At 61.2% G+C, this 19,956-nt stretch carries 21 protein-coding genes; 9 read left to right on the top strand and 12 right to left on the bottom strand.

From position 1 onward, the window contains the following. The first annotated feature begins 56 nt into the window (after window positions 1-56). The 4 genes from ACZRMO_RS17085 (at window position 57) to ACZRMO_RS17070 (ending at window position 5,174) form a co-directional block, all read left to right on the top strand. Window positions 57-1,829, top strand: a complete 1,773-nt coding sequence (locus ACZRMO_RS17085; protein ID WP_463973579.1) for an N-acetylglutaminylglutamine amidotransferase — start codon at window positions 57-59, stop codon at window positions 1,827-1,829. A 3-nt stretch (window positions 1,830-1,832) separates the two neighbouring features. Next, entirely contained in the window at window positions 1,833-3,566 is a 1,734-nt protein-coding gene (gene ngg / locus ACZRMO_RS17080) for an N-acetylglutaminylglutamine synthetase (RefSeq protein ID WP_463973578.1), read from the top strand. A 126-nt stretch (window positions 3,567-3,692) separates the two neighbouring features. Next, complete coding sequence (locus ACZRMO_RS17075) at window positions 3,693-4,877, top strand: osmoprotectant NAGGN system M42 family peptidase (protein ID WP_124525812.1); 1,185 nt, start codon at window positions 3,693-3,695, stop codon at window positions 4,875-4,877. Window positions 4,878-4,946: 69 nt separating this feature from the next. Next, window positions 4,947-5,174, top strand: a complete 228-nt coding sequence (locus tag ACZRMO_RS17070) for a YheU family protein (RefSeq protein WP_003192759.1) — start codon at window positions 4,947-4,949, stop codon at window positions 5,172-5,174. A 4-nt stretch (window positions 5,175-5,178) separates the two neighbouring features. On the opposite strand, the gene csrA is transcribed toward ACZRMO_RS17070, so the two are convergent. Beyond that, window positions 5,179-5,376 carry a carbon storage regulator CsrA gene (gene csrA / locus ACZRMO_RS17065; RefSeq protein WP_463973577.1) on the bottom strand — a complete coding sequence of 66 codons (198 nt, stop codon included), beginning with the start codon at window positions 5,374-5,376 and terminating at the stop codon, window positions 5,179-5,181. A gap of 264 nt (window positions 5,377-5,640) precedes the next feature. Beyond that, window positions 5,641-6,456 (bottom strand): SDR family oxidoreductase, encoded by an 816-nt coding sequence (locus ACZRMO_RS17060; protein WP_463973576.1) that lies wholly within the window; start codon window positions 6,454-6,456, stop codon window positions 5,641-5,643. 299 nt (window positions 6,457-6,755) lie between these two features. Between ACZRMO_RS17060 and ACZRMO_RS17055 the strand changes: the two genes are divergently transcribed. Beyond that, window positions 6,756-6,908 carry a DUF3309 family protein gene (locus ACZRMO_RS17055; protein WP_015885095.1) on the top strand — a complete coding sequence of 51 codons (153 nt, stop codon included), beginning with the start codon at window positions 6,756-6,758 and terminating at the stop codon, window positions 6,906-6,908. Window positions 6,909-6,962: 54 nt separating this feature from the next. Here ACZRMO_RS17055 and ACZRMO_RS17050 read toward each other — a convergent pair whose 3' ends face one another. The 5 genes from ACZRMO_RS17050 to ACZRMO_RS17030 form a co-directional block, all read right to left on the bottom strand. Beyond that, window positions 6,963-9,050, bottom strand: coding sequence for an LTA synthase family protein (locus ACZRMO_RS17050; RefSeq protein ID WP_463973575.1), 2,088 nt, complete (start codon window positions 9,048-9,050; stop codon window positions 6,963-6,965). A gap of 445 nt (window positions 9,051-9,495) precedes the next feature. Then, the gene (locus ACZRMO_RS17045; RefSeq protein ID WP_003172956.1) at window positions 9,496-9,687 is read right to left on the bottom strand and encodes a PLDc N-terminal domain-containing protein; all 192 of its coding nucleotides are present in this window, start codon (window positions 9,685-9,687) and stop codon (window positions 9,496-9,498) included. Window positions 9,688-9,754: 67 nt separating this feature from the next. Next, on the bottom strand, window positions 9,755-10,285 hold the full coding sequence (locus ACZRMO_RS17040; protein WP_463973574.1) for a hypothetical protein: 531 nt from the start codon (window positions 10,283-10,285) through the stop codon (window positions 9,755-9,757). A 41-nt stretch (window positions 10,286-10,326) separates the two neighbouring features. Further along, complete coding sequence (locus ACZRMO_RS17035; protein ID WP_124529530.1) at window positions 10,327-10,842, bottom strand: ankyrin repeat domain-containing protein; 516 nt, start codon at window positions 10,840-10,842, stop codon at window positions 10,327-10,329. 111 nt (window positions 10,843-10,953) lie between these two features. Next, entirely contained in the window at window positions 10,954-12,780 is a 1,827-nt protein-coding gene (locus tag ACZRMO_RS17030; RefSeq protein WP_463973573.1) for a long-chain-acyl-CoA synthetase, read from the bottom strand. On the opposite strand from ACZRMO_RS17030, the gene ACZRMO_RS17025 reads away from it, so the two are divergent. Together ACZRMO_RS17025 and ACZRMO_RS17020 are read left to right on the top strand one after the other, a co-directional pair. Further along, entirely contained in the window at window positions 12,779-12,985 is a 207-nt protein-coding gene (locus tag ACZRMO_RS17025; protein ID WP_463973572.1) for a hypothetical protein, read from the top strand. The genes ACZRMO_RS17030 and ACZRMO_RS17025 overlap by 2 nt on opposite strands. 149 nt (window positions 12,986-13,134) lie before the next feature. Then, on the top strand, window positions 13,135-13,413 hold the full coding sequence (locus ACZRMO_RS17020; protein WP_010208870.1) for a DUF3509 domain-containing protein: 279 nt from the start codon (window positions 13,135-13,137) through the stop codon (window positions 13,411-13,413). 62 nt (window positions 13,414-13,475) lie between these two features. Here the strand turns inward: ACZRMO_RS17020 and ACZRMO_RS17015 are convergent, their stop codons facing one another. The 4 genes from ACZRMO_RS17015 to aroC form a co-directional block, all read right to left on the bottom strand. Continuing rightward, complete coding sequence (locus ACZRMO_RS17015) at window positions 13,476-13,745, bottom strand: response regulator transcription factor (RefSeq protein ID WP_463973571.1); 270 nt, start codon at window positions 13,743-13,745, stop codon at window positions 13,476-13,478. Window positions 13,746-13,951: 206 nt separating this feature from the next. Beyond that, a complete protein-coding gene (locus ACZRMO_RS17010; RefSeq protein ID WP_463973570.1) occupies window positions 13,952-14,479 on the bottom strand; it encodes an acireductone dioxygenase in 528 nt (175 codons plus the stop codon). Then, the gene (locus ACZRMO_RS17005) at window positions 14,476-15,639 is read right to left on the bottom strand and encodes an MFS transporter (RefSeq protein ID WP_463973569.1); all 1,164 of its coding nucleotides are present in this window, start codon (window positions 15,637-15,639) and stop codon (window positions 14,476-14,478) included. Before ACZRMO_RS17005 ends, ACZRMO_RS17010 begins: the two co-directional genes overlap by 4 nt. An 85-nt stretch (window positions 15,640-15,724) precedes the next feature. Beyond that, the gene (aroC, locus tag ACZRMO_RS17000) at window positions 15,725-16,816 is read right to left on the bottom strand and encodes a chorismate synthase (protein WP_017735877.1); all 1,092 of its coding nucleotides are present in this window, start codon (window positions 16,814-16,816) and stop codon (window positions 15,725-15,727) included. Window positions 16,817-16,958: 142 nt separating this feature from the next. On the opposite strand from aroC, the gene ACZRMO_RS16995 reads away from it, so the two are divergent. Further along, on the top strand, window positions 16,959-17,921 hold the full coding sequence (locus ACZRMO_RS16995; protein ID WP_463973568.1) for an alpha/beta hydrolase: 963 nt from the start codon (window positions 16,959-16,961) through the stop codon (window positions 17,919-17,921). A gap of 98 nt (window positions 17,922-18,019) precedes the next feature. Beyond that, a complete protein-coding gene (locus tag ACZRMO_RS16990; RefSeq protein WP_463973567.1) occupies window positions 18,020-18,826 on the top strand; it encodes a hypothetical protein in 807 nt (268 codons plus the stop codon). A 139-nt stretch (window positions 18,827-18,965) separates the two neighbouring features. Here ACZRMO_RS16990 and prmB read toward each other — a convergent pair whose 3' ends face one another. Then, window positions 18,966-19,874 carry a 50S ribosomal protein L3 N(5)-glutamine methyltransferase gene (gene prmB, locus ACZRMO_RS16985; protein WP_463973566.1) on the bottom strand — a complete coding sequence of 303 codons (909 nt, stop codon included), beginning with the start codon at window positions 19,872-19,874 and terminating at the stop codon, window positions 18,966-18,968. Between the last annotated feature and the right edge of the window lie 82 nt (window positions 19,875-19,956).

The following is a 19,956-nucleotide window of genomic DNA, read 5'->3' as shown; positions in this document are numbered from 1 at the left end:
CCCTTTGGGCGTATTGAGTGTTCCCCCTCCCCAACGGAAAAACCGGTAAGGAATTTATGTGCGGATTAGCTGGCGAGTTACGTTTTGATCAACAACCTGCCGACCTGGCAGCGATAGAACGAATTACCCATCACCTGGCCCCCCGCGGCCCCGATGCCTGGGGCTTCCATGCCCAGGGCCCAATTGCCCTGGGCCACCGTCGCCTGAAAATCATGGACCTGTCGGACGGCTCGGCCCAACCGATGGTTGACGCCCAACTGGGCCTGTCCCTGGCCTTCAATGGCGCCATCTACAATTTCCCGGAACTGCGTGAAGAGCTGGAAGCCTTGGGCTACGCCTTCTATTCCGGCGGTGACACTGAGGTGCTGCTCAAGGGTTATCACGCCTGGGGTGAAGCATTGCTGCCCAAGCTCAACGGCATGTTTGCGTTTGCCATCTGGGAGCGCGATGCCCAGCGCCTGTTCATTGCCCGTGACCGTTTGGGTGTGAAGCCGCTGTACTTGTCGCGCACCGGCCAGCGTTTGCGCTTTGCCTCGGCACTGCCGGCGCTGCTCAAAGGCGGCGATATCAATCCGATCCTCGATCCGATCGCCCTCAACCACTACCTGAACTTCCACGCCGTGGTCCCGGCGCCGCGCACCTTGCTGGCGGGCATTGAAAAACTGCCACCGGCGAGCTGGATGCGCATCGACGCCAGCGGCAAGACCGAGCAGAAAACCTGGTGGACCCTGCCCTACGGCCCACATGAGGATGAAAAAAACCTCACGCTGGAAGACTGGACCGACCGCGTCCTCGACAGCACTCGCGAAGCCGTGGCCATCCGTCAACGGGCCGCCGTGGATGTAGGCGTGTTGCTCTCCGGTGGTGTCGATTCGAGCATGCTCGTCGGCCTGCTGCGTGAAGCCGGGGTAAAGGACTTGTCGACGTTCTCCATCGGCTTTGAAGACGCCGGCGGCGAGGCCGGCAACGAGTTCCAGTACTCGGACCTGATCGCCAAGCACTACGGCACCCGTCACCACCAACTGCGCATCGCCGAAAGCGAGATCATCGAGCAACTGCCAGCAGCGTTCCGCGCCATGAGCGAGCCGATGGTCAGCCACGACTGCATCGCCTTCTACTTGCTGTCGCGGGAAGTGGCCAAGCATTGCAAGGTGGTACAAAGCGGCCAGGGTGCCGACGAGTTGTTCGCCGGTTACCACTGGTACCCGCAGGTGGACGGCGCAAGTGACCCTTACGCCGCCTATCGAGAGGCGTTTTTCGACCGCAGCTACGACGACTATGCGGCCACCGTCGCGCCGCAATGGCTGACCGCCAATGACGCCGCCGGCGACTTCGTGCGCGAACATTTCGCCATGCCCGGTGCCACCGCCGCCGTGGACAAGGCCTTGCGCCTGGACAGCACGGTGATGCTGGTGGATGACCCGGTCAAACGCGTCGACAACATGACCATGGCCTGGGGCCTGGAAGCGCGAACGCCGTTCCTCGACTACCGCCTGGTGGAGCTTTCGGCCCGTGTGCCAGGCAAGTTCAAGCTGCCCGACGGCGGCAAGCAAGTGCTCAAGGAAGCCGCGCGCCGGGTGATTCCAAGTGAAGTCATCGACCGCAAGAAAGGCTACTTCCCTGTCCCTGGCCTCAAGCATTTGCAAGGCGACACCCTGAACTGGGTACGCGACCTGCTGCTGGACCCAAGCCAGGATCGCGGCCTGTTCAACCCGGCCATGCTCGACCGCCTGCTCACCGACCCGCAGGGCCAACTGACCCCGTTGCGCGGCTCAAAGCTTTGGCAACTGGCGGCGCTGAACCTGTGGCTCAGCGAACAAGGAATCTGATTGATGAAACCTCATGCAGCGGCTTACAGCCAACGCCTCCTGAGGGGCCAGGCGCCATCCTACGAGCGCCTGCAAGCCCGACTGGCGGAAGATGGTAGCCCGCAGAGCCCTGGCCCCATCGTCGTGCATTGCGGCTGGGGGCGCCTGTTGATCGGGCACACCTTCGCCGACCCGTCGAGCCTGGCCCTGGAGTTGCTCAATGAGCAGGCCGGTGAACGGGACATCGCCCTGTACGTGGCCGCGCCCCAGCAGATCCTCGGGATCGACCCGCAGCAGCTGTTCCTCGACCCGTCTGACACCCTGCGCCTGTGGTTCACCGACTATCGCCCGGCGACCCGTGTGTTTCGCGGCTTTCGCATCCGCCGCGTGCAGACCGAGGCCGATTGGCTGGCGGTCAACCAGCTCTATCAAGGGCGCGGCATGCTGCCCGTCGATGCCGACCGCCTGACGCCGCGCCATCAAGGTGGCCCGGTGTATTGGCTGGCGGAGGATGAAGACAGCGGCGCGGTGATCGGCAGCGTGATGGGCCTGAATCACCAGAAGGCGTTTCACGACCCGGAGAACGGTAGCAGCCTGTGGTGCCTGGCAGTCGACCCGCACTGCACGCGCCCCGGCGTCGGCGAAGTGCTGGTGCGTCACTTGGTCGAGCATTTCATGAGCCGTGGCCTGAGTTACCTGGACCTGTCGGTGTTGCACGACAACCGCCAGGCCAAAAATCTCTACGCCAAGCTGGGGTTTCGCGCGCTGACCACCTTTGCGATCAAGCGCAAGAACGGCATCAACCAACCGCTGTTCCTCGGCCCTGGCCCGCAGGCAGGGTTCAATCCCTACGCGCGGATCATTGTCGAGGAAGCCCACCGGCGCGGCATTGACGTGCAGGTGGATGATGCCGACGCGGGCCTGTTCACCCTCAGCCACGGCGGGCGTCGCGTGCGTTGCCGTGAATCGTTGAGCGACCTGACCAGCGCCATCAGCATGACCCTGTGCCAGGACAAGAGCCTGACCCACAAAGTGCTCAAGGCTGCCGGTTTGAAACTGCCGTCGCAGCAATTGGCCGGCAGTGCCGATGACAACCTGGAGTTTCTCGACGAACACCAGCGCATCGTCGTCAAGCCGCTGGATGGCGAGCAAGGCCAGGGCGTCGCGGTGGATTTGCAGAGCATCGAGGAGGTGCAGCAGGCGATTGAAGCGGCACGCCAGTTCGACAGCCGCGTGCTGCTGGAGAGTTTTCACGAGGGGCTGGACCTGCGCATCCTGGTGATCGGCTTTGAAGTGGTCGCCGCGGCGATCCGACGCCCCGCTGAAGTGACCGGTGACGGTCATCACAGCGTCGGCGCGCTGATCGAAGCCCAGAGCCGTCGCCGTCAGGCAGCGACCGATGGTGAAAGCAAAATCCCTCTGGACGCCGAAACCGAACGCACCCTGCACGCGGCGGGCTACGACTACAGCAGCATCCTGCCCCGCGGCCAGACCCTGGCCGTGCGCCGCACCGCCAACCTGCATACCGGTGGCTGCCTGGAAGACGTCACCGCGATCCTGCACCCCACGCTGGTGGACGCCGCCGTGCGTGCGGCCCGCGCCCTGGACATTCCCATGGTGGGCCTGGACCTGATGGTGCCCGCCGCCGACCAACCCGAGTATGTCTTTATCGAAGCCAACGAACGGGCCGGACTGGCCAATCATGAACCGCAGCCGACGGCTGAGCGGTTTGTGGACCTTCTATTCCCACACAGTTGAGTGATCGTTCCCACGCTCCGCGTGGGAATGCAGCCCGTGACGCTCCGCGTCACAAGAACGGACGCAGAGCGTCCGATGAGGCATTCCCACGCAGAGCGTGGGAACGATCCGACGCCAGGAGTCTTTATGAGCCAAACCATCCCCGAACCCGACCTCAACTACCTGCAAAAAGTCCTCCTGGAAATGCTCGCCATTCCCAGTCCCACCGGGTTTACCGACACCATCGTGCGCTACGTCGCCGAGCGCCTGGAAGAGCTGGGCATCCCCTTCGAAATGACCCGGCGCGGCACCATTCGCGCCACCCTCAAGGGCCAGAAAAACAGCCCCGACCGCGCCGTGTCCGCCCACCTCGACACCATCGGCGCCGCCGTGCGGGCGATCAAGGACAACGGCCGCCTGACCCTGGCGCCGGTGGGCTGCTGGTCGAGCCGTTTTGCCGAAGGCAGCCGCGTCAGCCTGTTTACCGACAACGGCGTGATCCGTGGCAGCGTGCTGCCGTTGATGGCCTCCGGGCACGCGTTCAACACCGCTGTAGATGAAATGCCGGTGAGTTGGGACCACGTGGAGCTGCGCCTGGACGCCTACTGCGCGACCCGCGCCGATTGCGATTCCCTGGGGATCAGCGTGGGTGACTACGTGGCCTTCGACCCGCTGCCCGAGTTCACCGAAAGCGGGCACATCAGCGCCCGTCACCTCGACGACAAGGCCGGCGTGGCCGCCCTGCTCGCGGCGCTCAAAGCCATCGTCGACAGCGGCGCGCCATTGCTGATCGACTGCCACCCGCTGTTCACCATCACCGAAGAAACCGGCAGTGGCGCAGCGGCCGCCCTGCCCTGGGATGTCAGCGAGTTTGTCGGCATCGATATCGCCCCGGTCGCCCCCGGCCAGCACTCCAGTGAGCATGCGGTGAGCGTGGCGATGCAGGATTCCGGTGGGCCGTATGACTATCACCTGTCCCGGCACTTGCTGCGCCTGGCGGCGGACAATGAACTGCCGGTGCGCCGCGACCTGTTCCGTTACTACTTCAGTGACGCGCACTCGGCCGTGACCGCCGGCCACGATATCCGCACGGCACTGCTGGCGTTTGGTTGTGATGCGACCCACGGCTACGAGCGCACCCATATCGACAGCCTCGCGGCCTTGAGCCGCCTGTTGGGGGCATACATTCTCAGCCCGCCGGTGTTCGCCAGCGATGCGCAACCGGCCCAGGGTTCACTGGACCGCTTCAGTCATCAGCTGGAACACGAGACGCAGATGGAGAGCGACACACGGGTGCCGTCCGTGGACAGCCTGGTCGGCCAGAAAACCTGAGGCTGGCAACTGCTGGTAACAAAGGCCCCGGCGCAGTAGCATCGCCGGGATTCCCCAGCCGAGGCTTGTATGCTGATTCCCTACGACGCACTTGAAGTCGACACCCTGACCCGCCTTATTGAAGATTTCGTCACCCGCGACGGCACCGACAATGGCGACGACACGCCCCTGGAAACCCGCGTATTGCGCGTACGCCAGGCGCTGACCAAGGGCCAGGCACTGATCGTGTTCGACCCCGAAAGCGAGCAATGCCAGTTGATGCTCAAGCACGACGTGCCCAAGCATCTGTTCGACTGAGGGTTTACGGGTTAGCGGAGGCCGGGGTTTCTGCGGCTTGGCGCTCGAGGATTTTCTGATACACCTCGGCGCGGTGCACATTGACCCCCACCGGTGCCTCGACCCCGAATTTCACCTGGGAGCCGTTCAGCTCGATGATGTGCAAGGCGATGTCATCGCCAATGGAAATGCTTTCGCCTACAGCACGGCTAAGTACCAGCATGGCGGTAGTCCTTTAAGAGTGACAGGACCTTGACCATGCGTGATTGCGCGGGAGTACAGCAATGGCTTGCGGCAAAATCAGGCCTGACCTACATCCGCCGGTAATTTCCCTGACAGACCACACCCCAAATTGTGGGCGCGGGCTGATCGTTCCCACGCTCTGCGTGGGAATGCATCCCTGGACGCTCCGCGTCCGTTCTCGAAAGCGTGACGCGGAGCGTCACCGGCGGCATTCCCACGCAGAGCGTGGGAACGATCATTGTGCTCAGGCCTTGGTCGCCTGCGCCTTGGCGCGCATCTTGTCGGCCATGGTGGTCATTTCGTCATACAGCAGCTGTGGATTCTTCTGCTTAAGTGCCCACGCCATCCGCCCCTGTTCGTGGGGCAAAATCATGAATTCGCCTGCAGTCACACGCTGGTAAATGTAGTCGGCAATATCCGCCGCCGAAATCGGCGAGCTCTCCAGCAACTTGCCGACCTGCGCTTTCATCGCGGGCGTCGGCCCACGGAACGAATCCAACAGATTGGTCTGGAAAAACGACGGGCACACCACGTGCACACCGACTTCCTGTTGCTTGAGTTCCACCAGCAAGCTTTCCGACAGGGCCACCACACCGGCCTTGGCCACGTTGTAGTTGCTCATGGCCGGGCCTTGCATCAGCGCCGCCATCGAAGCGATGTTGATGATGCGGCCCTTGCTCTTTTCCAACAGCGGCAGGAACGCCTTGCAGCCCTTGACCACGCCCATCAGGTTGATCGCGATCTGCCAGTCCCAATCCTCCAGGGACAGTTCGGCGAAGAACCCGCCCGAGGCCACGCCGGCATTGTTGACGATCACATCGATGCCGCCGAGCTTCACTTCGCAGGCCTGGGCAAACGCGGTGAGCTGGCTGTAGTCGCGCACGTCGCAACGCTGGACGAAGCCATCGCCACCTACCTCGCGCACAAGCTTGAGGGTTTCTTGCAGGCCAGGCTCGCTGACGTCCGACAAGGCCAACTGCCAACCCTCGCGGGCCCAGCGCAGAGCGATTTCGCGACCCAGGCCGGACCCGGCGCCAGTGATCATCATGCGATTTTGCATAGGAAGTTGCCTTGTGGTTCACGGAAGAAGTGATCGGCAGTGTAGCGAAGGTTTTTCCCACACCCACGCACCATCAAGTTGATGAATGCCCCAGGCAAACCCGCGACCGGGTCGGAGCATGGCGCAGTGCACAAGTTCAATAACTTTCAACTAAGGCAGCGTATTAAAAGAAATAAGCCCGTGTGCAAAATGCTTTAAAAAAACTTGGAATTTTCCACGAAGGGCACCAGTCGGAGTTATTAAGCCGTCTGCGATTGAACCTGCAGGCCTATTGCTCAATAACCAGAAGGTACAAAACCATGAGCCTCATTCTGATCATTATCCTGATCCTCCTGCTGGTCGGTGGCCTGCCCGTATTCCCACACTCACGCAATTGGGGTTATGGCCCGTCGGGTATCCTTGGTGTGGTTCTGGTGGTGTTGCTGGTGCTGTTGTTACTCGGCCGGATATAAACGGCAGGCAAAAAAAGAGGCCCTCTAGAGGGCCTCTTTTTTATCGCCGGTTAGTTAGTCCGGCTTACCATCAACCACACCTGCGGTGTTATCCAGCAGGCTCTTGGTGGCGGTCTGCAGGAACGACTCAAGTTTCTGCTTCAGTGCCGCTTCATCCGGCGAATCCGCGATCACTTTACCGGTCGGGTTGGCGCCCAGTTCGTACTGCCACAACTTCGGTGGCATTTCCTTGGGCAGAACCAGGATGCGGTCGTCGGTGACCAGCGCCACGGTCTGATCGCTGCCCGACGGCTTGATCACGCCGAAGCCTTTGTCGCCTTCCGGCAGGTTCAGCAGGTCGCGGCCCCAGCACTGGTGCAGCGTGTCACCACCGAGGCGGCCCATGATGGTCGGCACGATGTCGATCTGGGTGCCCACGGTGTGGTCACGCTCGCCGAACTTCTCCTGCACGCCCGGTGCGATCATCAGCATCGGTACGTTGAAGCGGCCCAGGTCCATCTCGGTAATCTGCTGTTCGTTGCCGAAGCCGTGGTCACCCACGATAACGAACAGGGTTTCCTTGAAGTACGGCTCTTTGCGGGCCTTTTCAAAGAACTGGCCCAGGGCCCAGTCGGAGTAGCGCATCGCCGTCAAATGCTCGTTGAGGCTGCCACGGTCGGTGACTTTCTCCACCGGCAATGGCGTCGGCAACGCGTACGGCGTGTGGTTGGACAGGGTTTGCAGCAACGCGTAGAACGGCTTGCCGCCTTCGCGGGCTTTCAACTCTTCCAGGCCACGGTTGAACATGTCCTGGTCGGACACGCCCCACGTCGGGTCGGAGAACACCGGATCGACGAAGTCGTTACGCCCGATGAAATTGGTCATGCCCTGGTTGCTGAAGAAGCCCGACTGGTTGTCCCAGGCGAAGTCGCCATTGTAGACATACACGTCGTCAAACTTGCGCGCGCTGAGCAACTGCGGCAGGCCCGACAGCTTGTGGCTGCCTTCCGGCGTCTGCATCAAGTATTCGAAGGCCGGCAGGTTCGGGAAGCAAGCCATGGTGGCGAACATCCCTTGGTGGGTGTGGGTGCCGTTGGAGAAGAAACGGTCGAACAGCAAACCTTCCTTGGCAAGCTTGTCGAAGTACGGCGTGATATCGCCCGGACGTCCCAGGGCGCCCACCGAGTGACCGGCGAAGCTTTCCATCAGGATCACAACGACGTTCTTGATCGGCAGGGTTTTCTCGGCCGGAGGCGTGAACTCACGGCGCACGGCGGCAGTGTCGGTATCCACCAGCTTCTCGGTCGGCAGCACCAGCATGTCGCGCACGGTCTGGGTTGCCAGTGGTTGTTCCAAGGTGGCTTTCCAGGTGTTGTCACGGTGCTCGGAGAAACGAGCCTTGGCTGCTCCGATCAACGACAACGTGCCATTCAGGCCCAGTTGGTTGGCGAAGTTGGAATCGGTGGTATACACGTCGCCCCAACGCAGCGGTGGGCCCTGGCGCAGGGTGCCACGGGCGGCGACCACGGCGATCAACAGGCAGACCACAAACACCGCGATGCGCGAGTACCACGGCGCCACCTGACGGGTGCTGATGGTGCCACCGCTGAACGGCCCACGCGGGCGCGTCGCACGGTCGGCGCCTTTGAAGGCGATGCTCAGGATCAACGTACCCACGGCCCAGGCCAGCAGGTAGCGCACCACCGGGAAACCGTACCAGAGCATGCTCATCACGGTTTTCGGGTCTTCCTTCACATACTGGAAGACCAGGCCGTTGAGGCGCTGGTGGAACTCGCGGTAGAAGTCCATCTCCATCAGGCCGAGGAACAGCGCGATGCTGGACGCAACGGTCAGCCAGACACGGAAGAACCCGCGCGCCGCCATGGCCCGCACGCTGAACAGGGCCAGCAGCAACGGGATCAGCAGGTAGACCACCAGGCGAATGTCCAGGCGCAGGCCGTTGCCGAACGCTTCCAGGAAGGTCGAGGCCGGCGTGTCGAGGATCATTTCACGGTTGTAAACCAGCAGCGCCAGGCGCAGCAGGGAGAACATCACCATCATGACCAGTGCGCAAAGCAGCGTGTACGCCAGATGGGATTTGACGGTCGGTTGCAGCAGGCGATTTGAAGCTCGCTGCTGATTCAGGGCGTCCGGGTTTGCCATGTCGTTTTAGGACCCATTGGAAGTTTAAGTTGCGAAATATTGCAGCGGCATCCTGCCCACGCCCAAGCGTGTGAGTACAGGGGGTCAGCGCGTTGGCGCAAATGGTGCCCGAGGAATGCCATCAGCGCTATTGATTACTGAGGAAAAAACCTTCTTTGTGGTGGTTTTCTCGGCCCGAGACAGAGCCTTCTCACACGGAAATGAAGCGGGGGGGAATTGTCCGAGATGATGTGTGAAAATTCCGTGTAGCGAATATTTCGACACACAAATCTTATGACTGGACACAAAAAAATGTGGGAGCAGGCTTGTGTGGGAGTCGGGCTTGCCCGCGATAGCATCACCTCGATGTCACTCATAGACCGAGGTGTCCGCATCGCAGGCAAGCCAGCTCCCACACAAGCCCGCTCCCACATTGACTGTGCTTACATCAGGTGCGGCGAACGGCTCAGATCCGCACGTTGCCCCGCGGCCCGGCGATTGCCCAGATGATCAGGCCCAGCACCGGCAACAACAGGATCAGCAGAATCCACAGCACTTTGGCGCCCGTGCTCGCGCCGCTTTTGAACACGTTGATGATCGCCCAGATATCCAGCGCCAGGATGATCAGCCCGATCAAACCATTAAAAGTGGAACCCATGGTGTCGCTCCTAAGTGAGGGCATGCACTTGTAGGATAGTCAGCACTGACGGGGGTTCCGTTTTATTTCACACGTGTAGGGCGATTCGCAGCGCTTCCAGCGAAGGTTCGGCGTTGATACCCACTTCAGCACACAATTCCAGTACCCGTGGCAGGTCGTTGCCGTACACCAGCACCGCCTGAATCTCGTCATCCAGCAACTGGCTGAAGTTGAGCAGCGTGTAGCCGCCGTCTTCAGGGCTGAGGGCGCTCATCTGGATCTGGATGCGGTTCAACGCCGTGAGGTCATCGGTCTTGGCCAGTTGCTTGGGCTTGAGGTTGAACGCCACGCCGGGGCCGAACGAAGCGACGATCTGCGCAAACAGGTCGCCGTAGGTGTCGGCCTGAAACAGCGCGGTGTCCGGCAGGCTACCCACGACGATCCATTCACCCAACGGAATAGGGAAAGTGTCGTCGTAGTTGATATCCGGATTGGCCGCCAGAAACGCCGCCGGGTCTGCGTAGGCCTGGGCCGCTTCCTCGGCGATGCGCGCCACCTCGTCCTCACCCATGACGCCGGCGCTGATTTTGCTGATGAGTTCGACGAGGGCGGTTTTCATGGGGTAGTCCTGTGGCGGGCGGGTTTTAAAGGGCGCGTAGCCTACACCAGTTTCTGCAACTGCGCCGTCGTATCCGCTGCGCCCATGGTCAATGCCGCCGCCAGTGCGGTGGCGCCCTGGGCATCGGTGGCCTTGGGGTTGGCGCCCTGGCCGAGCAGGTAATCGACCATCTCGACACGGTTGAACATCGCCGCCAGCATCAAGGCAGTACGCCCGTCAGAAGAGGCTGCATCCACCGCCGTGCCGCCTTCGATCAGGGCCTTGACCACGTCCAGGTTGCCTTTGAACGCGGCGCCGGCAATCGGCAGTTGGTTCTTGTCATTGGCGATCAGCGGGTCGGCCTTGAATTCCAGCAGTACTTTTACCGCTTCGCCATGGCCGTGGTAGGCGGCGAGCATCAGCAAGGTGTCGCCATTATGGTTGCGCAGGTTGACCGGCAAGCCTTTGGCCAGCAGTGCGGCGAGCAAGGCGGTGTCGCCCCGACGCGCAACGTCGAAGACCTGCTCGGCAAATTCGGCGGCTTCGTCTTCGGTCATCTGTTTGGCTTGGTCTGACATGTGGGGGCTCCCTGGCGATGGCTATATAGGCGCCTAGTGTCGCGATGGAGTTCCCCACTGTCATGGCTTTTTTGCCAAAAGCCGTCATAGCTAGAATCAATAACGCTACTTTTAATAACGGAATTGGCCACCCTGGATCTGCGCCAGCAACTGCCCCGTCACGGGCACATAGGCATCGGTGCCCGGTAGCCAGGCGTAGACGGGGTCGTTACCCGCCTTCTCTGGATCGAACGCCTCTTCCTTGAGCTTGACCTTCTGGTACTTGAAGGTGCCCGTCGTCTCCATTTTTACCTTGATCCGCAGGAACAGCGGCACCGCATAGTGTGGCAACTGACCGTGGGCAAATTGCAACAGTTCGCGCATGTCCAGCGAAGCCAGGGATTCACTCGGGGTAATCGCGACCATGCCCGCACGGCCGTTGGTGTTTTCGATTTCCACCCCGTAGGCCACCACTTCGGCGATCTGCGGGTGTTGCAGCAGGATGTTCTCGACCTCGGTGGTGGAAACGTTTTCGCCCTTCCAGCGATAAGTGTCCCCCAGGCGATCGACGAATTGCGCATGGCCAAAGCCGATACTGCGCAACAGGTCGCCGGTGTTGAAGTAGCGGTCACCCTTTTCGAACACGTCGGTGAGGATCACCTTGCGGTTCTTTTCGGGGTCGGTGTAGCCGTCGAAGGGTGATTTCTCGTCGATTCGCGCCAACAACAGGCCCTGCCCGCCCGTCTGCACCTTGCGCATAAAGCCATCGTTGCCACGGATTGGCTCGCCGTTGTCGTGGGCGTAGTCCACCAGCGCCCAGTGTTGCAGGCAAAAGCCGATGGTGTTGTCGAAATTCAGCACGTTGGTGAAGCCGATATTGCCGTCGCTGGCGGCATACAGCTCGCAAATATGGTCAACGCCATAGCGCTGCTTGAACTGCGCCCACACCCCGGGGCGCAGGCCATTGCCGACCATCTTGGTCACGCGGTTGTCACGGTCGCTGGCGCTGGGCGGCTGGTCGAGCAGGTAACGGCATAGCTCGCCGACATAACCCAGGGTGGTCGCGTTGAACTTGCGGGCATCGTCCCAAAACTGGCTGGCACTGAACTTGCGCCGGATGGCAAACCCCGAGGCGCCAACAATCGCCGAGCCCCAGCACACACACAAGCCGGTGGCGTGATACAGCGGCAAGGTGCAATACAGGACGTCGTCCGGGCCCATGTCCAGGGCAATGCTGCCGAAGCTGACGGCGGTCTTGGTCCAACGACCGTGCTTCATGATGCCGGCCTTGGGCAGGCCCGTGGTGCCGGAGGTGTAGATATAGAAGCACGGGTCATTGAAGAAGATCTGTGCGGTGCTGGCCGGGTTGTCTGCCGGGCACTCGGCGCTGGCAGCCATCAGGTCGACGTAACCTGCAGGCACCTCGCTAGCCTGCTGATCGGCGACGAACCACGTGCGTTCGGCCGGGATCGCCACCTGGTCACGTACTGCCTCAAAAGAGCCCACCAATTCCGAGCCCACCACGATTGCCACCGGGTTCACCAGGTTCAGGCTGTGCACCAGCGTGCCCTGGGTCTGCGACGTGTTGACCATGGCGCAGATGCCACCCAGTTTGGCCACGGCCAGCACATTCAGCAGCAACTCGGGGCGGTTTTCGATAAACATCGCCACCACGTCCCCCTTGCGCACGCCCTGGGCTTGCAGGTAATGGGCGATACGGTTCGCGCGCCCATTGGCCTCGCGGTAGCTGAGCACACGGTCAGCGTATAAAAGCGCGGTGCCATCAGGGTTGCGCAGGGTGGCCTGCTCGAAGTGCCAGCCCAGCCCGCAAGGCTGGGCCGGGTCGGTGACGTTGGCGGCACGCATGCCGCGCACCACCCGTGGCAGGGCGCGAACAATGGCGGGCACCTTACGCAGCAGCATGCTCCAGGTGATCATGTCGTTTTGCGGATGGCTCATGGAGGAACGTCCTTTTTCTTATTCTTCGTTATGCCTTGCAGGAAATTACGTCAGCCCTTGTTCACCTGTACACGCGGGATTTGAAAAGTTTTGTATCCCGATGGGCTACCGCAAAAAAACGGAATTTAGCCGCTCCAAGGCAGTCTGCATGTATATCGGCGCGCCAAACCACCCGGTTGAACAGCGCAAAATGCAGGATGCATGATGGCCATTCATGCAATTTGCACGAAAATGAAAATCGAAGAAATTTATAAGTGATTGTTTTATAAGGATTTTTTAATAATCGACTAGATGGCACAATCACTGCACCTATCACTCCATGCTTGCCAACTTGAGCCAACGGAGCTGATAGACATGAGCCTGATCCAAGATAAATTCGCCTCAGTATTCTCCAACTACGACGTCACCACCCAGCCTCGCCCAGATGGCGGCATTCTGTTGACCCTGCGCAACAGCGAAGGCAAACAGGTCAAGCGCTCGATCTCTTACCAGCAACTGCATACCGCCGACCAATTGACGTGGGTCATCAGCGCCATCCGCCGCGACCTGGCCGAACAAGCCAGCGACCTGCCGCAAATTTCGATGCTGCAAAGCCAGAACCGCTTTGCCCTGCCGACCTACCATTCGGCTTAAACACCAGACACAAAAAAGGGCCGCAACGCCATTCAGCGTTGCGGCCCTTTTTCATGCGCCTGTCACCAAAGTCCCTGGCGCGTCGCCTCATTCATCGCCTGCACGCGGTTGTTCACTTGCAACTTGCCGTAGATGTTGCGCAGGTGGAATTTCACCGTGGCTTCGGACGTTGCGCGAATCTGGCTGATCTCCCAGACAGTCTTGCCATTCGACGCCCAACGCAGGATCTCCAGCTCTGTCGGCGTCAGGGACTTGCCCGCCAAACTCAGGCGTCTTCTGATGGCGTTGGGCAGGGTATATAGCGGCGGGTACAACTCCTCTGCGCCTCTCATTACATCTCTCCTTTATCGGCGGATGTCTCACCACCTTCGGATTTCTCCGATTGACAGGTGATATAAACATGGGTGCCAGGAAGAGTTGCATAACGAATGGTATTAAGGAGTAAGGCCCGCAATAAACAGCTGAGCCCTACAGTCGAATAAGTTTCTTCCCACAACAACTTCCAACTCGCAGGGGTTGAACATTCAGGAACTTGTGCTTAGTCGTCCAAACCAGGAAAACGAAGGGCAATTTCGTCGTCGGTGAGCGCAGTCTCCCCTTCAGCCGTATTAAACAGATGCAGCATCACAAAGTGCGGGTTCTCACCGATATCGATCCAATGGGGCAAGCCCGCCGGGATCAGCAACACGTCGTTTTTCTCACACCGTACGGCATACACATAGTCCTCCACGTGCAAGGCAATCAACCCCTGCCCGGCGATGAAGAAACGCGCATGGTCCTCGCTGAAGCGGCGCTCTTTGAGGAGCTGCGCACGCATCTGGTCTTTTTGCGGGTGAGCGCTCGTGACGCTGAACACCTCTACCTTGGCGTAACCCAGGCTATCGATCTGCGCCTGGTACGCGGCGATCAGGTCAGCATCGCTGGCGCCCTTCTCGATCGGGCTCGGCTGCCAGCGCTCGAAGCGCACGGCATGTTCAGCCAGGGTCGCGGCGATATCGTCGAGATGGGTCAGGACCTTGTTCGGAGTGTCCGGTGTGGCCACGTGGTAGACAGCGACATAACTCATTGCACGGTTCCTCTGTTGGGCTCTTGCAATCGAAGGCCAATGATAATGGCGGCGGCGAGTGCCGCGATGCTGGCGATACTGAAGGTCAGGGTCGGCCCCAACAGGTTCCAGCTATAGCCGGCATACAGTGCGCCCAACGCCCCGCCGGTGCCGGCCAATGCGGCATACAAGGCCTGGCCCTGGCCCTGTTGTTTATCGCCGAAACTGCGTTGCACAAAGGCAATCGCCGCCGCATGGAAACTGCCAAAAGTGGCGGCGTGCATCACCTGCGCCAACAGCAGCACCCAGAAAAATTCGGCAAACGAACCCAGCAACAACCAACGCACAGCCGCCAGCAGGAAGCTCGCCAGCAGCACCCGGCGTATCGAAAAGCGCGTGAGGATGCGGCTCATGCCCAGGAACATCAGCACTTCCGCCACCACCCCCAGCGCCCACAACAGGCCGATCAGGCCACGGCTGTAGCCCAGGTGTTCAAGGTGCAGGGTGAGAAAGGTGTAATACGGGCCATGGCTCATTTGCATCAACGCCACGCAGGCATAAAACGCCAGCACGCCGGGGCTGCGCAATTGCTTGAGAAAGCCATCACCCGCCAGGCGGTTGCCGTGGGTGGCAGGTTGCGCATTCGGCACCCACAGGCTGGCGCCAATGATGCCGGCCATGATCACCACGACCACCACCGGGTAGATATCCAGGCTCAGCCAGTCGAACAGGCGCCCCATGATCACCACGGTGAGGATAAAACCGATGGAGCCCCACAGGCGGATCTGGCTGTAGCGCGAGGTCTGTTTTTGCAGGTGCGCCAGGGTGATCACTTCAAACTGCGGCAGTACCGCGTGCCAGAAGAAGGCGTGCAGCGCCATCACCAGGGCCAGCCAGGCGTAGGTCTGGCTGACGAAGATCAGCGAGAAGCTCGCCAAGGTACACACCGCGCCAAAGCGCACGATGGCCAGGCGCCGCCCGGTGTAGTCGCCGAGCCAGCCCCACAGGTTGGGCGCCACGCAGCGCATCAGCATGGGGATGGCCACCAGTTCGCCGATGCGCGCACTGGAAAAGCCCAGGTGATCGAAGTACAGGGCCAGGAATGGCGCCGTCGCCCCGAGCAGGGCGAAGTAGAAGAGGTAGAAGCTGGAGAGGCGCCAGTAGGGGAGATTCGGGGTCATTTTGTGGGGGGCTGCTGCGCAGCCCAGCGGGACGGTGCGACGATTCGACAAGCTCCCTCGCCACAGCAAGCTCCCTGGCTAAAGGTCACAGCTGGCCCAGCACCGGGGTGGTGACGCGCACGTCGGCGTTTTGCCCACGGTTGCGCAGCAGGTGGTCCATCAGCACGATGGCCATCATCGCCTCGGCAATTGGCGTGGCACGGATGCCGACGCACGGGTCATGGCGGCCTTTGGTGATGACGTCCACCGGGTTGCCATGCACATCGATCGAGCGGCCCGGCGTGGTGATGCTCGACGTCGCCTTGAGCGCCAGGTGCGCCACAATCGGCTGGCCGGAGGAAATACCGCCGAGGATGCCGCCTGCATTGTTGCTGAGGAAACCTTCCGGCGTCAGTTCATCGCGATGCTCGGTGCCGCGCTGGGAGACACAAGCGAAGCCGGCGCCGATTTCCACGCCTTTCACCGCGTTGATGCTCATCAGCGCATGGGCCAGTTCGGCGTCCAGGCGGTCGAAGATCGGTTCGCCCAGGCCCGGTTTCACGCCCTCGGCAACCACGGTGATCTTGGCGCCGACGGAATCCTGGTCGCGACGCAACTGGTCCATGTAGGCTTCCAGTTCCGGCACTTTGTCCGGGTCGGGGCTGAAGAAGGCGTTGTCTTCCACGCTGTCCCAGGTCTTGAACGGGATCTCGATCGGCCCCAACTGGCTCATGTAGCCACGGATCACGATGCCCTGGGTGGCCAGGTATTTCTTGGCGATGGCACCGGCAGCCACGCGCATTGCAGTCTCGCGGGCCGAGCTGCGGCCACCGCCACGGTAATCGCGTTCACCGTATTTGTGGTGGTAGGTGTAGTCGGCGTGGGCCGGGCGGAACAGGTCCTTGATCGCCGAGTAGTCCTTGGACTTCTGGTCGGTGTTGCGGATCAACAGGCCGATGGCGCACCCAGTGGTGCGGCCTTCGAACACGCCGGAGAGGATCTCGACTTCGTCGGGTTCCTGGCGCTGGGTGGTGTGGCGGCTGGTGCCGGGCTTGCGGCGGTCGAGGTCACGCTGCAGGTCTTCCAGGGACAGCTCGAGGCCGGGCGGGCAGCCGTCGACAATGGCGACCAACGCCGGGCCATGGCTTTCGCCCGCGGTGGTGACAGTGAACAGCTTGCCGAAGGTATTGCCGGACATGCAGGGCGCTCCGTGAAATCAGTTGTAATCACTCAGGGGTGATAACCAAGCGCGCCAGTATACGCGGGCCAACCGACTAGTTCATCCTCGAAACCTTCCGGGTAGACATTGGTCGAACCGGCACCTCCCTGATGATGGCGCGATGATGCTTCGAGTTTTACTGCTGGCCCTCACCCTGTTTACCGCCGTGGCACACGCCGCCTCCCCCGTGGTGCTGCAACGGCCCATCAGCCTGGACACCGGCAGCGGCGAGCTGTTTGGCTCGCTGCTGCTGCCCCAATCCGACAAACCGGTGCCGGTGGTGCTGATCATCGCCGGCTCCGGACCCACCGACCGCAACGGCAACAGCGCCGACGGCGCGCGCAACGACAGCCTCAAGCGCCTGGCGTGGGTACTGGCCCGGCACAACATCGCCAGCGTGCGCTACGACAAGCGTGGCGTGGCCGCCAGCCTTGCAGCCACCCCAGACGAGCGTAACCTCACGCTCGACGCCTACGTTTCCGACGCGGTGGCCTGGGGCAAACTGCTCAAGGCAGACAAACGCATGGGCCCGTTGGTCGTCCTCGGCCACAGCGAAGGCGCGCTGGTGGCGGCCCTCGCCGCGCCACAACTGGAACCGGCGGGTGTGATCTCCCTGTCCGGCAGCGCACGTCCGGTGGATCAGGTGATCCGTCAGCAGCTGGCGGATCACCTGCCCCCTGCCCTGTTGCTGCGCAGCAATCAGATCCTCGATCACCTCAAGGCCGGGCAAGTGGATGCGGATGTGCCTGGCCCGCTGCTAGGTATTTTCCGACCGAGCGTGCAGCCGTATCTGATCAGCCTGTTCCGTGCCGATCCCTCGGCGGCGTTTGCCAAGCTGGATATGCCAGCGCTGATTATCCAGGGCACCAACGATATCCAGGTCGGCATCGGCGATGCCCAGCAGTTGAAAAAGGCCAAGCCCGATGCACAACTCGCGCTGATTGAGGGCATGAACCACGTCATGCGTATCGTGCCCAAAGATGTGCAGCAGCAATTGGCGTCCTACAACGACCCGCAATTGCCCCTCGCTGCCGAGCTGGGCAGCCGCGTGGTGCGCTTTATCGACGGACTTCAACCCCGTTAAGCGACAATTTGTCTCTAGTCCTGAAGAAAGCGGCCGATAAGCCCAGTGTCGCAGCAAAAAAGCTGTCGGCTTGCTGGGCTAGGACAGGATCGCGCCGCATGACAACCACAGAAGCAACACCGGAACCCACCGCCGACACCCCGGCTGAAAAAACCGAGGCCGTCGATGCGGCGCCCCTGCCGTGGGCGGAGGTCCAGCCCGAGCATTTCAAGATGCTGCGCCTGGCGCCCCTGGCCACCGACCGCGCCACCGGGGTGCGACCGCTGCGGTTCGTGCAATTCGGCTATGCCGAGCGCAATGACAGCCACCACAGCCTGCTGCGCATGGTCATTCAATTGCCAGGACAACGGGTGCGGCGCGAACAGAACCACTTGGACGTATGGGTCGATCACGATAAACACCGTGTGCATTTCGGTCCGGGCAACAGCCTGGAAATCGAACCGGCCAACCGCGGTATCGGGCGCTTTCTCGTGGCGCAAGGGGCGGCGTGGGCGAAGAAGAAGTGGTCCAGCTACCGCATCGACGGCGTGGACCTGTCCAACAAAGACGCACTGAACGAAGCCACGCGCCTGCGCCGCGATCACTTCTTGCGTGTCCACGGCTTCGATGTGGCCTACGCCGACGTGCAGCACCTCAAGGGCAACGTGCAGCCGGGCAAGGTCGGGGATGTGCTGGAAAACTGGAACACCGAGAAGGTGCAGTTTGTCGAGATCCTGGAAGCGGCGCAGATGCTGCAACAGGCCGAGCATAACCTGGCGGAACAGGAAGTGAAGCTGCGCAAGGAAGAGGAAAAGGTCACCAAGTTCAAGCGTGAGGACAGCGGGCTGCGCTTTACCATTACCTGCCTGGTGGCGTTTACCGTGTTCCAGGCGGGGTTGTTGATCTGGATTGCCACGCACCGCTAAAACCGGTTCCGGCTATGAAATGAGATCAAAATGTGGGAGCGGGCTTGCTCGCGAAAGCGGTGTGTCAGTGACTAAATATATTAGCTGACACACCGTATTCGCGAGCAAGCCCGCTCCCACACTGACCCAGTTCCTACAGTTACACCTTGGCGGCAAATGCTGCCTGATGCTTACGACACTGCTCCGCCGTCAACATGAACACCCCGTGCCCACCGCGCTGGAAGTCCAGCCAGGCAAAGTCCACCTCTGGGTACAACGCCTCGACGTGCACCTGGCTGTTGCCCACTTCCACAATCAGCAAGCCCTTCTCGGTCAGATGGTCCGCCGCCTCGGCCAGCATACGCCGTACCAGGTTCAAGCCATCATCACCGCAGGCCAGGCCCAACTCGGGTTCGTGCTGGTATTCGTCCGGCATGTCGGCAAAATCTTCGGCATCCACATACGGCGGGTTGGACACGATCAAGTCGAAGCGCTGCCCCGGCAGGCCGTCGAAGCCATCGCCCTGCACGGTGTAGACGCGTTCATCGACGCCATGCCGCTCGATGTTCTGATTGGCCACTTCCAACGCTTCAAAGGACAAGTCCCCCAGCACCACTTCGGCGTCCTGGAACTCGTAGGCGCAGGCAATACCGATGCAACCGGAGCCAGTGCACAGGTCGAGAATGCGCGCAGGCGGTTGGGCCAGCCAAGGCTCGAAGCGGTTTTCGATCAGCTCGCCAATCGGTGAACGCGGGATCAGCACCCGTTCGTCAACGATAAACGACATGCCGCAGAACCACGCTTCTTTCAACAAGTAGGCGGTCGGAACACGCTCGTGGATGCGCCGGTGCAACAAACGCTGCACGTGGGAGATCTCTTCTTCTTCCAGGTTGCAGTCCAGGTAGCTATCAGCAATTTCCCACGGCAGGTGCAAGGCACCGAGCACCAATTGGCGGGCTTCATCCCAGGCATTGTCGGTGCCATGGCCAAAAAACAGGTCTTCCCCATGGAAACGGCTGACAGCCCAACGGATGTGGTCGCGCAAGGTGCGCAGGCGGGAAGTGATCACGGGGGCAGACTCCTGAAAAAACGACCGGCGATTCTAACAGCCTTCGCCTGTACCGACGATGTACGAAACTTCGTTGCCATCC

The organism is Pseudomonas sp. B611, assembly GCF_055407965.1.
This window is presented reverse-complemented; position numbering and strand designations above follow the sequence as displayed.

Coding starts and splice junctions, on each gene's coding strand:
- ngg (WP_463973578.1), top strand. CDS start 1,833: ATGAAACCTCATGCAGCGGCTTACAGCCAACGCCTCCTGAGGGGCCAG.
- ACZRMO_RS17075 (WP_124525812.1), top strand. CDS start 3,693: ATGAGCCAAACCATCCCCGAACCCGACCTCAACTACCTGCAAAAAGTC.
- ACZRMO_RS17035 (WP_124529530.1), bottom strand. CDS start 10,842: ATGTCAGACCAAGCCAAACAGATGACCGAAGACGAAGCCGCCGAATTT.
- ACZRMO_RS17005 (WP_463973569.1), bottom strand. CDS start 15,639: ATGACCCCGAATCTCCCCTACTGGCGCCTCTCCAGCTTCTACCTCTTC.
- ACZRMO_RS17085 (WP_463973579.1), top strand. CDS start 57: ATGTGCGGATTAGCTGGCGAGTTACGTTTTGATCAACAACCTGCCGAC.
- ACZRMO_RS17040 (WP_463973574.1), bottom strand. CDS start 10,285: ATGAAAACCGCCCTCGTCGAACTCATCAGCAAAATCAGCGCCGGCGTC.
- ACZRMO_RS17050 (WP_463973575.1), bottom strand. CDS start 9,050: ATGGCAAACCCGGACGCCCTGAATCAGCAGCGAGCTTCAAATCGCCTG.
- aroC (WP_017735877.1), bottom strand. CDS start 16,816: ATGTCCGGCAATACCTTCGGCAAGCTGTTCACTGTCACCACCGCGGGC.
- ACZRMO_RS17045 (WP_003172956.1), bottom strand. CDS start 9,687: ATGGGTTCCACTTTTAATGGTTTGATCGGGCTGATCATCCTGGCGCTG.
- ACZRMO_RS16990 (WP_463973567.1), top strand. CDS start 18,020: ATGACAACCACAGAAGCAACACCGGAACCCACCGCCGACACCCCGGCT.
- ACZRMO_RS17020 (WP_010208870.1), top strand. CDS start 13,135: ATGAGCCTGATCCAAGATAAATTCGCCTCAGTATTCTCCAACTACGAC.
- ACZRMO_RS16995 (WP_463973568.1), top strand. CDS start 16,959: ATGATGCTTCGAGTTTTACTGCTGGCCCTCACCCTGTTTACCGCCGTG.
- csrA (WP_463973577.1), bottom strand. CDS start 5,376: ATGCTGGTACTTAGCCGTGCTGTAGGCGAAAGCATTTCCATTGGCGAT.
- ACZRMO_RS17070 (WP_003192759.1), top strand. CDS start 4,947: ATGCTGATTCCCTACGACGCACTTGAAGTCGACACCCTGACCCGCCTT.
- ACZRMO_RS17060 (WP_463973576.1), bottom strand. CDS start 6,456: ATGCAAAATCGCATGATGATCACTGGCGCCGGGTCCGGCCTGGGTCGC.
- ACZRMO_RS17015 (WP_463973571.1), bottom strand. CDS start 13,745: ATGAGAGGCGCAGAGGAGTTGTACCCGCCGCTATATACCCTGCCCAAC.
- ACZRMO_RS17055 (WP_015885095.1), top strand. CDS start 6,756: ATGAGCCTCATTCTGATCATTATCCTGATCCTCCTGCTGGTCGGTGGC.
- ACZRMO_RS17010 (WP_463973570.1), bottom strand. CDS start 14,479: ATGAGTTATGTCGCTGTCTACCACGTGGCCACACCGGACACTCCGAAC.
- ACZRMO_RS17030 (WP_463973573.1), bottom strand. CDS start 12,780: ATGAGCCATCCGCAAAACGACATGATCACCTGGAGCATGCTGCTGCGT.
- ACZRMO_RS17025 (WP_463973572.1), top strand. CDS start 12,779: ATGGAGGAACGTCCTTTTTCTTATTCTTCGTTATGCCTTGCAGGAAAT.